Origin of the sequence: Acidovorax sp. Root217 (assembly GCF_001428645.1) — a bacterium.
In the GTDB taxonomy this organism is placed as follows: domain Bacteria; phylum Pseudomonadota; class Gammaproteobacteria; order Burkholderiales; family Burkholderiaceae_C; genus Acidovorax.
Genome location: NZ_LMIH01000034.1, coordinates 71,112 through 82,755, shown reverse-complemented (window position 1 = coordinate 82,755; position 11,644 = coordinate 71,112). Strand labels below are relative to the sequence as shown.

The window sequence follows — 11,644 nt, the reverse complement described above, 5'->3', positions numbered from 1 at the left end:
TTGTGCAGGCAGGAAGATGTGGTCGGGGTGAGAGGATTCGAACCTCCGGCCTCTACGTCCCGAACGTAGCGCTCTACCAGGCTAAGCTACACCCCGCATGGCGCCCGCAAGAGGCGCCGGGACCGCACGCTGCATGAGGGTGTGGCCTATGCGCGACGGTCCAGCAATTGCGATGCCAAGTGTAGCAAGCCGGCGGTGAAATCGTTGTCGGGCAAGGTCTTCAGGGCGGCGATGGCCCGGTGGGCTTCCGAGACGGCTGCGGCGCGGGTAACTTCCAGTGCGCCGGTTTCCCGGACGATGGCGACAATGGCTGGCAACTGCTCGGTGGACCCTTGCTCGATGGCTTCCCGGATGATGGTGGCCTGGGCGCTGGTGCCGCGCTGCATGGCCGCGATCAGAGGCAGGGTGGATTTGCCTTCGCGCAGGTCGTCACCGAGGTTTTTCCCCATCTCGCTGGCATCGCCATCGTAGTCGAGCACGTCGTCGATGATCTGGAACGCCGTGCCCAGCGCCTGGCCGTACATGGCGCAGGCTTCTTCGAGTTCGGGCGGGCTACCCGCCAGGATGGCGCCCAGCCGGGCGCTGGCCTCGAAGAGCTTGGCAGTCTTGGAGCGGATCACGCGCAGGTAGCCCTCTTCATCCAGCGAGGCGTCGTGCATGTTCATCAGCTGCTGCACTTCGCCCTCGGCGATCACGTTGGTGGCCTCCGAGAGGATCTCCATGACACGCATGCTGCCGGTTTCCACCATCATCTGGAAGGAGCGCGTGTGCAGGAAGTCGCCCACGAGCACGCTGGCCGGGTTGCCGAAGGCCTCGTTGGCCGTCGCGCGGCCGCGCCGCAGGGTGGATGCGTCCACTACGTCGTCATGCAGCAGCGTGGCGGTGTGGATCAGTTCCACCACGGCGGCCAGGCCAAAGCGATGCGCGCCGCGGTAGCCGAGGGCGCCACAGACCAGCAGCAGCAGCGCAGGGCGCAGACGCTTGCCGCCCGCCGCGATGATGTACTGCGAGATCTGCGCGACCAGGGGGACGGAGGAAGTGAGGCGTGCTGCAATCACCCGGTCCACCTCGTGCATGTCGGCGGCGATGAGCGTGAGTGCGGGCGTGGCGGCTGTTTGGGAATGGTCAGTCAAGATAGGAGCGCTCAGAGTGCAGCGGATTATAGGAACGGCCATGGCCTTCCCGTCCTGGCGATGTGCTGCGTACGGTGCAGATGTCGCTGGCTTGCTACGATCCATGGGCTATGCTAAACTAGCGGGCTCTGCAGAAATTCGTCTGCGGAACTCATATCAAGAGGTCAACATGTACGCGGTCATAAAAACCGGCGGCAAGCAGTATCGCGTTGCTTCCGGCGAAAAAATTAAAGTAGAACAGATTGCTGCGGACGTAGGCCAGGAAATTGTGATCGACCAGGTTCTGGCTGTCGGCAACGGCGCTGAACTGAAGGTGGGTACGCCCCTGGTGTCCGGTGCAACGGTCAAAGCCACTGTCGTGGCGCACGGCAAGCACGACAAAGTGCACATCTTCAAGATGCGCCGTCGCAAGCACTATCAGAAACGTCAAGGTCACCGTCAGCAGTTCACCGAACTGCAAATCGGCGTGATCGCTGCTTAACAGGGAGCTGATGTCATGGCACAGAAAAAAGGCGGCGGCTCTACGCGAAACGGACGTGACTCCAAGCCAAAGATGCTGGGTGTCAAGGCGTTCGGTGGTGAACTGATCAGTGCTGGCTCCATCATCGTGCGCCAGCGCGGTACCCGTTTCCACCCCGGTACCAACGTGGGCGTGGGCAAGGACCACACCCTGTTCGCATTGGTGGACGGCCACGTGTCGTTCGGCACCAAGGGTGCCCTGTCCAAGTCGACGGTCAATGTGACGGCCGCCTGAGGGTTTTCACCCCGGCAGCAAACGAAGCCCCGCCTGGTCGGGGCTTTGTTGTTTGGACAGCCTGGTACTTCCTGCCGGCGCGTCCTGTCGGCGTATTGCACGCCCCTCGAAAAGAGCAAAGCCCTGCTGCTCCTTCACCGGTGATTTTCTTGCGCAGCGCTCTTTTGTAAACTGGATACCCATGAAGTTCGTCGATGAAGCCTATATTGACATTGCCGCCGGTGATGGTGGCAATGGCTGCGTGTCGTTCCGGCACGAAAAATACAAGGAGTTCGGCGGTCCCAATGGGGGCGATGGCGGCCGGGGCGGGCATGTGTTTGCCGTAGCCGACCCGAACCTGAACACCCTGGTCGATTTCCGCTACTCGCGCCGGCACGAGGCCAAGCGCGGCGAGCATGGCATGGGCTCCGACATGTTCGGCGCCGCTGGCTCGGACATCACGCTCAAGGTGCCCGTGGGCACCATCTTCACCGACGCCGAAACCGGCGAGGTGCTGTTTGAGCTGCTCACCCCGGGCGAGGTGGTCACCATTGCCAAGGGCGGCGATGGCGGCTTCGGCAACATGCGCTTCAAGAGCGCCATCAACCGTGCGCCGCGCCAGAAGACGCCCGGCTGGCCCGGCGAGAAGAAGAACCTCAAGCTCGAACTCAAGGTGCTGGCCGACGTGGGTCTGCTGGGCATGCCCAATGCAGGCAAGTCCACCTTCATCGCCGCCGTGTCCAATGCGCGGCCCAAGATCGCGGACTACCCTTTCACGACCTTGCACCCCAACCTGGGCGTGGTGCGCGTGGCTCCCGAGCAGAGCTTCGTGATCGCCGACATCCCTGGCCTGATCGAGGGTGCCTCCGAAGGCGCGGGCCTGGGCCACCAGTTCCTGCGTCACCTGCAGCGCACCCGCCTGCTGCTGCACATCGTGGATCTGGCGCCGTTCGACGACGCGGTCGACCCGGTGGCGCAGGCCAAGGCCATCGTGGGCGAGCTCAAGAAGTACGACCAGCAACTGCACGACAAACCGCGCTGGCTGGTGCTCAACAAGCTGGACATGGTGCCGGCCGAAGAGCGCGAGGCGCGCGTGAAGGATTTCGTCAAGCGCTTCAAGTGGAAGGGCCCGGTGTTCCAGATCTCCGCGCTCACCCGCGAAGGCTGCGAGCCGCTGATCCATGCCATCTACCGGCATGTGCAGACGCAACAGCGCGTGGAAAACACGCCCGAGGAAATCGATCCGCGCTTTGCGGGCGATGCGCCCGACTGAAAAACCGGGCAGCACAGGCCCATGACCATGGGCCTGTACAGAACAATGCAGTGATGGCAGCCATCCTGGCCGCCCAGCGACAGAGGCAAAAGAAGCAAAAATGGTTTCCAGTGTGCTGCGGGATGCCCGCCGAATCGTCGTCAAGGTAGGCTCCAGCCTGGTCACCAACGAAGGCCGCGGCCTGGATGAGGCGGCCATCGGCGAGTGGAGCCGGCAACTCGCTGCGCTGGTGCGCGGCGAGGGCGGTGGGGTGCCGCGCGAGGTGATCATGGTCTCCAGCGGCGCGATTGCCGAGGGCATGAAGCGCCTGGGCTGGACCACCCGCCCGCATGAAGTGCATGAGTTGCAGGCTGCCGCCGCCGTCGGCCAGATGGGCCTGGCCCAGATGTACGAGACCAAGCTGCGCGAGCAGGGCATGGGCAGTGCCCAGGTGCTGCTCACCCATGCCGACCTGGCCGACCGTGAGCGCTACCTGAACGCGCGTTCCACCCTGCTCACCCTGCTGCGCCTGGGCGTGGTGCCGGTGATCAACGAGAACGATACAGTCGTCAACGACGAAATCAAGTTCGGCGACAACGACACCCTGGGGGCTCTGGTGGCCAACCTGGTGGAGGCCGACGCGCTCGTTATCCTCACCGACCAGAAGGGCCTGTACACGGCCGACCCGCGCCGTGACCCCGCCGCACAATTCGTGCACGAGGCCAAGGCCGGAGACCCCGCGCTTGAAGCCATGGCCGGCGGCGCCGGCTCCAGCATCGGCAAGGGCGGCATGATCACCAAGATCCTGGCGGCCAAGCGCGCGGCCGGCTCGGGCGCCTCCACCGTCATCGCCTGGGGGCGCGAGCAGGACGTGCTCGTGCGCCTGGTCAAGGGCGAGGCCCTGGGCACCCTGCTGGTGGCGCAGACGCAGAAAAAGCAGGCCCGCAAGCAGTGGATGGCCGACCACCTGCAACTGCGCGGTGCCGTGCTGGTCGATGCCGGCGCCGCTGCCAAGGTGCGCGACGAAGGCAAGAGCCTGCTGCCCATCGGCATGACGGCCGTCGAGGGAGATTTCTCGCGCGGCGACGTGATCGCCGTGCGCGACCTGGCTGGCGTGGAGATCGCCCGGGGCCTGGCCAACTATGCCAGCGCCGAGGCCCGCCTGCTGTGCCGCAAGTCTTCCTCAGAGTTCGAACGCCTGCTCGGCTACGTGGCCGAGGCCGAGATGGTGCACCGCGACAACATGGTGCTGACAATCAAGTAGGCGGTCAGTAGGCGATCCACAGCCTGCCAGGGCAATTCTGGTCAGAAAAATGTCCCGGTCGGGGCGTATCTCCCGCCAGTACGCTCGGCTGCATGGGGCAGACACCCGGTATGGCTGCCTCGGGCGCGGAGCATGGCAAGCCGCCAAGGCCTGCCTGCACACGCATCGGTGCTTGTTATTTGGGCGTGGGAGGGAAGCTGCTGCTGCTCCCCGTGTCTGAAGAAATGGCAGGCAACTCTTCCAGCGCCATGGGCCGGCTGTTTTGTGGATCGGGGTCGAAACTCGCACCCGGCGGAAGCTCCATGCCCGGGTTCACCAGCAGTGAACCGGTGCGGAACATGGCACTGCCCGCGTGTTCATCGCGCGCACGCATGCCGCTGCGCAGGTAGCGGTTGCGCTGCTCGTTGCGGGGCAGGAAACGCGCCAGCTCCGTCAGCGCCATTTCGTAGACGCCGCGCTTGAACTCCACCACCACGTCCAGCGGCACCCAGTAGTCGTTCCAACGCCAGGCGTCGAACTCCGGGTGGTTGGTGGCACGCAGGTTCAGATCCCAGTCGTGTCCGACCAGTTGCAGCAGATACCATATCTGCTTCTGGCCCTTGTAGTGTCCGCGCGCATCGCGGCGGATGTACCGGTCAGGCACCTCATAGCGCAACCAGTCCCGTGTACGGGCCACCAAGCGCACGTGGTTGGGGTGCAGGCCCACTTCTTCGTGCAGCTCCCTGAACATGGCCTGTTCCGGGGTTTCCCCCCGGTCAATGCCACCCTGTGGAAACTGCCAGCTGTGGGTGCGGATGCGTTTGCCCCAGAACACCTGGTTCTTCTGGTTGAGCAGGATGATGCCGACGTTCGGCCGAAAGCCGTCCCGGTCAAGCATAATCAAACCCCAAATTTTTAAACTGTGTCCATTATGCACGGCGCTTTGAGCGCAGCAAGTGGGCTGCACCCAGACGCCCTCTGCCGAAGCCGATGAAAGCCTCCCAATTCTTTATTTCCACCCTCAAGGAAGCGCCTGCGGACGCCGAGGTGGTCAGCCACCAACTCATGACGCGGGCCGGCCTGATCAAGAAGCTGGGCGCCGGCATCTACAACTACATGCCCATGGGCCTGCGCGTGGTGCGCAAGGTCGAGGCCATCGTGCGCGAGGAAATGAACCGTGCCGGCGCCGTGGAGCTCGCCATGCCCGTGGTGCAGCCCGCCGAGCTCTGGCAGGAGACAGGGCGCTTCGAGAAAATGGGCCCTGAACTCCTGCGCATCCAGGACCGCCATGGCCGCGACTTCGTCATCCAGCCTACCAGCGAAGAAGTGATCACTGACATCGCTCGCCAGGAGCTGCGCAGCTACAAACAGTTGCCAAAGAATTTCTACCAGATCCAGACGAAGTTCCGTGACGAGCGCCGTCCCCGCTTCGGCTTGATGCGGGGGCGCGAGTTCACCATGAAGGACGCCTACAGCTTCGACCGCGACCAGACTGCTGCCAAGGCGAGCTACCAGGTCATGGCCCAGGCCTACCGCCGCATCTTCGACCGCTTCGGCCTGACCTACCGTGCCGTGGCCGCCGACAGCGGCGCCATCGGCGGCGACCTGAGCGAGGAGTTCCAGGTCATCGCCGCCACCGGCGAAGACGCCATCGTCTACTGCCCCGGCAGCGACTACGCCGCCAACATGGAAAAGGCCGAGGCCCTGGCGCCCGCGGGCCCACGCGGCGCCGCCACCCAGGCCCTCGCCAAGACCCCCACGCCCGGCAAAAGCACCTGCGCCGACGTGGCCCAACTGCTGAACGTTCCGCTGAACACCACCGTCAAGTCGCTGGTGCTGGCCACCGACGAGACCAACGATGCGGGCGAAATCGTCAAGACGCAGGTCTGGCTGCTGCTGCTGCGCGGCGACCATGACATGAACGAGATCAAGGCCGGCAAGGTGCCAGGCCTGGCGGGCTTCCGCTTCGCCACCCTCGGCGAAATCGAGGAGCACTTCGGCTGCAAGCCCGGCTACCTGGGCCCCCTGGGCCTGAAAAAGCCCGTGAAGACCGTTGTGGACCGCGACGTGGCCCTCATGGCCGACTGGATCTGCGGCGCCAACGAGGCCGATTTCCACATGACCGGCGTGAACTGGGGCCGCGACCTGCCCGAGCCCGACGCCGTGGCCGACCTGCGCAACGTCGTGGCCGGCGATGCCTCGCCCGACGGCAAGGGGGAACTGGCGATCGAGCGCGGTATCGAAGTGGGCCATGTGTTCTACCTCGGTACCAAGTACAGCCGCGCCATGAACGCCACCTTCCTTGACGAGAACGGCAAGCCCCAGCCGCTGGAGATGGGTTGCTACGGCATCGGCATCACCCGCCTGCCGGCCGCAGCCATCGAGCAGAACCACGACGAGCGCGGCATCATCTGGCCCGACGCCATCGCCCCCTTCACCGTGGTCATCTGCCCCATTGGCATGGACCGCAGCGAAGAGGTCAAGGTCGCGGCGGACAAGCTGTACGCCGAGTTCCTCGCGGCCGGCGTCGATGTGCTGCTGGATGATCGGGGCGAACGCCCAGGCGCCATGTTCGCCGATTGGGAACTGATCGGCGTGCCCCACCGCGTGGTGATTGGTGACCGGGGCCTCAAGGAAGGCCAGGTCGAGTACCAGCACCGCCGCGACAGCGCTGCCACCAAGGTGGCCATCACCGACATCTGGGCCCATGTGAAGGGCCGCATGGCGGTATGAGTGGGGTGCACGGCTTCGGTGGCGGGGGCCCTGGCCTGTCCCGTCGCACCTGCCTTGCCGCGTCGCTCCTGGGGCCGTCGGCGTGGCTGGCTGCGCCCACGCTGGCGCAAGCTGGGGGCCAGCTCGAAGAGCCGTTGATGGACTCGGTGCGCACCGCGCTGAGCTCGGCCATCGCCAACCAGGCCCCACCCGAGCCCGAGTTCTTCACCACCGACACCCGCCTGCACTACACCCGCTGGCTGGCCGCGATGAGCGACCGCCTGCGCCGGCGCAAGCCCGAGTGGGAGGTGCGCCGCGACTTCTTGCAGACCGTCTGGTACGAATCCAAGCGCGCAGGGCTCGATGTGTCCCTGGTGCTGGGCCTGATCCAGGTAGAGAGCGGGTTCCGCAAGTTCGCCGTCTCCAGCGTGGGCGCGCGCGGCTACATGCAGGTCATGCCGTTCTGGACGCGCGTGATCGGCGACGGCGACGCCGGCAAGCTGTTCCACATGCAGACCAACCTGCGCTTTGGCTGTGTGATCCTGCGCCACTACATCGACCGCGAGCGCGGTGATCTGTTCATGGCGCTGGGCCGCTACAACGGCAGCCGGGGGCGCCCGCCCTATCCGAATGCCGTCTTCGGTGCCCAGCGCAGCTGGGAGTATGTCGACCGGCCCGCAGCAGGCTGATCTCTCGCGGGAGCTAGACGATGGTTCCGGGGGTGTTGGCGTTGTCCTGGCTGCCGGCCTGCGACAGGCGCGAAACCATCACCTGGTCGATGCGGTAGCTGTCCACGTCCAGCACCTCGAACTTGTAGCCACCCCAGCTCACACTGTCCGTTCTGCGCGGTACGCGGCGCAGCATCACCATCAAAAAGCCGGCCAGGGTCTCGTACTCCTCGGCATGGGGCAGCTCGTCGAGCGACAGGGCGCGCAGCACGTCGCCGATGGGCGTCACGCCGTCGATGAGCCAGGAATTCTCGTCGCGCCGCACGATCTGCTCCTCGTCCAGTGGGGATACGAGATCGCCCATCACCGTGCTCATCACGTCGTTGAGGGTCACCACGCCCACCACCAGGCTGTACTCGTTGACGATGACCGCGAAATCCTCGTGCACCTGGCGGAACTGTTCGAGCACCTCGGAGAGGGTCAGCCGGTCCGGCACGATCAGCACCTTGCGCACCAGGCTGTCGTCGGCCAGCGAGATGGGCTGGTTGTTGAGCACGCGCTGGAACAGGTCCTTGGCGTCCACATAGCCCACCACATGGTCGATGTCGCCCTCGCACACCGGGTAGGTCGAGAACGGCTCTGCCGCGATGCGCAGGCGTATCACCGCGTCTGACTCGTCGCGCAGGAAAAAGGAGACCCGGTCGCGCTGCGACATGGCGCTCGACACCATGCGTGTGTCCAGCTCGAACACGTTGGTGATCACCTGCTGCTCACGCGCTGCCAGCACGCCGGCCCGGGTGCCGGCCTCCATCATGGCCAGGATGTCATCCGAGGTGATGCGGTCATCGCGCAGCGAAGACAGCCCCAGCACGCGGAACAGCGCATCTGCCAGCCGGCTGTAGAACCACACCACCGGGCGCAAAATCGTCATGCACCAGGCCATGGGCTTGGCCAGGCGCACCACCAGCCGCTCGGGCTCGGCCATACCCAGGCGCTTGGGGAACAGGTCGGCAAACAGGATGAACAGCGAGGTGATGACCAGGAACGAGGCCAGAAAGCCCGTCGTCTGCGCATTGCCCTCGCTGAGCCACCAGCCGAACAGCGTGCTGAAATGCGGGCTCAGCGCCCCCTCGCCGACGATACCGCCGAGGATGGCCACTGCGTTCTGCCCGACCTGCACCACCGTGAAATAGTCGCCCGGCTGCTCCTGCATGCGCAGCACGCGATCGGCGCGCGCGTCGCCTTCGTCCGCCATCTGGCGCAGGCGCAGGCGGCGCGCGGCCGCGAGCGAAATTTCGGCCATGGAAAAGAAGGCGCTGGCTGCAATCAGCAGCCCGATCACGAAAAAGCTTTGGGTCAGGGACATGAAGAGCGACAGAACGTGGCGCTGCGGCACACCGGGCTACAGAGTGTATCTGCCTGCCCGGTGCACCACGGCGCCCTTTGGCGCGCTACCGCTGCGGGACTGCGGCCTGGCCGCCTACTGCACGAAGCCGATGCGCCCACGCCCGGCGGCGGCCCGCGGCAGATCGGCCACCTCCACCGTGGAGCGCCGTTCCAGCCGCGCATTGCCGAAACCGGTCATCAGCGCCCGGCGCATCTCGCGCGGTGGCATCGTGGCCAGCAGGTCCAGCACATCGCCCTGCGGCTCGGGGTCGATCAGGCGGCCCCAGTCGTGCCCGGCGCGTATGCCCTGGTAGAGGTTGCGCGCGATGGTGCGCGCCTGCGCCAGCGTGGGCGCTTCCACCTCGAACACGTTCATGCGGTTCAGGATCGGGTCGGGGATGCCCCGCGTGTCGTTGGCCGTGGTAATCCAGATGACCTGGCTCGCGTCGATGGCCACCTCGGCGAACTCGTCGGTGAAGCTCTGCGCCGTGTCGTGCTCGAGCAGGCTGTACAGCGCGCCCAGCGGGTCGTACTGCGCGTCCGACGCGGCCTTGTCGATCTCGTCGACCACGATCACCGGGTTCGCGTATTCGCCCTCCACCAGGGCCTCGAAGACCTTGCCGGGGCGTGCCCCCTTCCACTGGGCCGACGAGCCCGACAGCAGCCAGCCTGCGGTCATGGAGCTCATGGGCAACAGGTTCATGCCCGTGCCCAGCAACTCGGCCAGGTGGCGCGCGAAATGGGTCTTGCCGATGCCCGGGGGGCCCAGCAGCAGCATGGGCGTCACTTCCAGCCCGTCGCAGCTGTCCTGGGCCAGGGCCACATGGCGCTTCACGTCGTCCAGCACGTCCGTGAAGTTGGGCAACTGCTCGTAGAGGCTCACCATGTCGGGCACCCCCGAGGGCTTGACCTGGAAGCGTTCCGGCCCGCGCTCCAGCATGCGCTCGTAGACAGTGCGCAGGGTTTCGTACTCGCGCTGGTTGCCCGACTCCTGCAGCCGCGAGAGCTTGCGCTCGACGTCGCCGGGGTGGAACACATTGCGCATCTGGGCCACCGGCAGGCGCAGGGCGGGTGGTTGGGGAACAAGGCTATGGCTGGTCATCGCATGCTCTCCTTGTGAGTTGCAAAAGCGTCACGTCACACAAGTATTCAAGCACACAACATGCCCGGCCAAGCGCAGGAAAAGCCCTGACAACCGGTTTTGCGCAGCTGTTACCTTCGTTTGTTGCCGCCATGCAAAAGGCCGCCCGAAGGCGGCCCCACCGAAGGTGCCGGTACAGGGCGCAATTACTCGCCGGTGCCCAGCACCTGCTTGAGTTCACCCGATTCGTACATCTCCATCATGATGTCCGAGCCGCCGATGAACTCGCCCTTGACGTACAGCTGCGGGATGGTGGGCCACTGGCTGTATTCCTTGATGCCCTGGCGGATCTCGTCGTCTTCGAGCACGTTCACCGTGACCACGGACTTGGGGTCCACGCCGCTGGCCTTGAGGATCTGGATCGCGCGGCCCGAAAAACCGCACATGGGGAAGCTGGCGTTGCCCTTCATGAACAGCAGGATGTCGCTGGATTTCACGAGGGCGTCGATGCGTTGCTGGGGGTCGCTCATGGGAATACTCCTTGAAAGGGCTGGCGGGCCTCGGAGACCCGCAATAACCAGATTATTTCACTGTCGGCCATTGTCCGCCGGAGCAGCGTGCTATGCCGGCCAGATCCATGCGGCTTTGCACCTCGCCGAACCCCTCGGCGCGCAGCAGTTCGCACACGGCATGCGCCTGGTCGTGGCCATGCTCCAGCAGCAGCCAACCCCCCGGTGCAAGGTGATTGGGGGATTGCACCACAATGGTGCGTATGTCGTCCAGCCCATCGACGCCGCTGGCCAGGGCCTGCAGCGGCTCGTGGGTCAAGGCGGCCAGGTGTGGGTCGGCGGCAGCAATGTAGGGCGGGTTGGAGACGATGGCATCGAAGCGGCCTTCCACGCCCTGCAGCCAGTTGGCCTGTGCAAACTGCACGGGCAGTGCCAGGCGGTGCGCATTGGCCTGCGCCACGGCCAGTGCGTCGGCGCTGGCGTCCACGGCCAGCACGCGCGCGGCCGGGCACTGGTGCTGCAGTGCCACGGCGATGGCGCCGCTGCCTGTGCCCAGGTCCAGCACGCGGGGGGCGGGCATGGGGGAGATGATCTCCAGGGCCCAGTCCACCAGTGTTTCGGTGTCGGGGCGCGGGTCCAGCACGCGGGCGTCCACTTGCAACGCCAGGCCGTAGAACTCCTTGTATCCCGTGAGGTAGGCCACCGGCTCGCCCGCCGCGCGGCGCAAGCACAGGGTCTGGTAGCGATCCGAGGCATCCGGTGCGAGCACATCGGTGTCGTGCGCCAACAGCCAGGCGCGGTCGGTGGTGGCGCGGCCCAGCACGTGCAGCAGCAGCAGTTGTGCGTCGATGCGCGCCAAGCCCAGGGTGCGGGCCTGGCCCAGGGCGTCAACCACGGTGGCGGGTGGATTAGCGGTGGTATCCATGG

General features: G+C 65.6%; 12 protein-coding genes and 1 tRNA gene. 6 read left to right on the top strand and 7 right to left on the bottom strand.

Translation table 11 applies throughout. The features are described 5' to 3' along the window. Positions 1-19 precede the first annotated feature (19 nt). Both ASE31_RS25510 and ASE31_RS25505 read right to left on the bottom strand, forming a co-directional pair. Positions 20-96 (bottom strand) — tRNA-Pro (locus ASE31_RS25510). A gap of 50 nt (positions 97-146) precedes the next feature. Then, complete coding sequence (locus ASE31_RS25505) at positions 147-1,076, bottom strand: polyprenyl synthetase family protein (protein ID WP_057205233.1); 930 nt, start codon at positions 1,074-1,076, stop codon at positions 147-149. Positions 1,077-1,302: 226 nt separating this feature from the next. Between ASE31_RS25505 and rplU the strand changes: the two genes are divergently transcribed. The 4 genes from rplU (at position 1,303) to proB (ending at position 4,382) form a co-directional block, all read left to right on the top strand. Next, positions 1,303-1,614, top strand: coding sequence for a 50S ribosomal protein L21 (gene rplU / locus ASE31_RS31260; RefSeq protein WP_024814187.1), 312 nt, complete (start codon positions 1,303-1,305; stop codon positions 1,612-1,614). A 15-nt stretch (positions 1,615-1,629) separates the two neighbouring features. Continuing rightward, positions 1,630-1,887, top strand: coding sequence for a 50S ribosomal protein L27 (gene rpmA, locus ASE31_RS25495; RefSeq protein ID WP_007854552.1), 258 nt, complete (start codon positions 1,630-1,632; stop codon positions 1,885-1,887). A 181-nt stretch (positions 1,888-2,068) separates the two neighbouring features. Beyond that, positions 2,069-3,139, top strand: a complete 1,071-nt coding sequence (cgtA, locus tag ASE31_RS25490) for an Obg family GTPase CgtA (protein ID WP_057204973.1) — start codon at positions 2,069-2,071, stop codon at positions 3,137-3,139. Between the two features lie 100 nt (positions 3,140-3,239). After that, on the top strand, positions 3,240-4,382 hold the full coding sequence (gene proB / locus ASE31_RS25485) for a glutamate 5-kinase (protein ID WP_057204970.1): 1,143 nt from the start codon (positions 3,240-3,242) through the stop codon (positions 4,380-4,382). Between the two features lie 175 nt (positions 4,383-4,557). Here proB and ASE31_RS25480 read toward each other — a convergent pair whose 3' ends face one another. Further along, a complete protein-coding gene (locus tag ASE31_RS25480) occupies positions 4,558-5,259 on the bottom strand; it encodes an RNA pyrophosphohydrolase (protein ID WP_057204967.1) in 702 nt (233 codons plus the stop codon). A 92-nt stretch (positions 5,260-5,351) separates the two neighbouring features. Between ASE31_RS25480 and ASE31_RS25475 the strand changes: the two genes are divergently transcribed. Together ASE31_RS25475 and ASE31_RS25470 are read left to right on the top strand one after the other, a co-directional pair. Then, positions 5,352-7,094, top strand: coding sequence for a proline--tRNA ligase (locus ASE31_RS25475; protein WP_057204964.1), 1,743 nt, complete (start codon positions 5,352-5,354; stop codon positions 7,092-7,094). Then, positions 7,091-7,762, top strand: a complete 672-nt coding sequence (locus ASE31_RS25470) for a lytic transglycosylase domain-containing protein (RefSeq protein ID WP_057204960.1) — start codon at positions 7,091-7,093, stop codon at positions 7,760-7,762. Before ASE31_RS25475 ends, ASE31_RS25470 begins: the two co-directional genes overlap by 4 nt. A gap of 13 nt (positions 7,763-7,775) precedes the next feature. Here ASE31_RS25470 and ASE31_RS25465 read toward each other — a convergent pair whose 3' ends face one another. From ASE31_RS25465 to prmC, 4 genes are all read right to left on the bottom strand, one after another. Continuing rightward, positions 7,776-9,107, bottom strand: a complete 1,332-nt coding sequence (locus tag ASE31_RS25465) for a hemolysin family protein (RefSeq protein WP_057205230.1) — start codon at positions 9,105-9,107, stop codon at positions 7,776-7,778. A gap of 114 nt (positions 9,108-9,221) precedes the next feature. Continuing rightward, the gene (locus tag ASE31_RS25460; RefSeq protein ID WP_057204957.1) at positions 9,222-10,229 is read right to left on the bottom strand and encodes an AAA family ATPase; all 1,008 of its coding nucleotides are present in this window, start codon (positions 10,227-10,229) and stop codon (positions 9,222-9,224) included. 185 nt (positions 10,230-10,414) lie between these two features. Next, the gene (gene grxD / locus ASE31_RS25455; protein ID WP_057204954.1) at positions 10,415-10,738 is read right to left on the bottom strand and encodes a Grx4 family monothiol glutaredoxin; all 324 of its coding nucleotides are present in this window, start codon (positions 10,736-10,738) and stop codon (positions 10,415-10,417) included. A 52-nt stretch (positions 10,739-10,790) separates the two neighbouring features. Beyond that, positions 10,791-11,642, bottom strand: a complete 852-nt coding sequence (gene prmC / locus ASE31_RS25450) for a peptide chain release factor N(5)-glutamine methyltransferase (RefSeq protein WP_057204951.1) — start codon at positions 11,640-11,642, stop codon at positions 10,791-10,793. Positions 11,643-11,644: the final 2 nt, after the last annotated feature.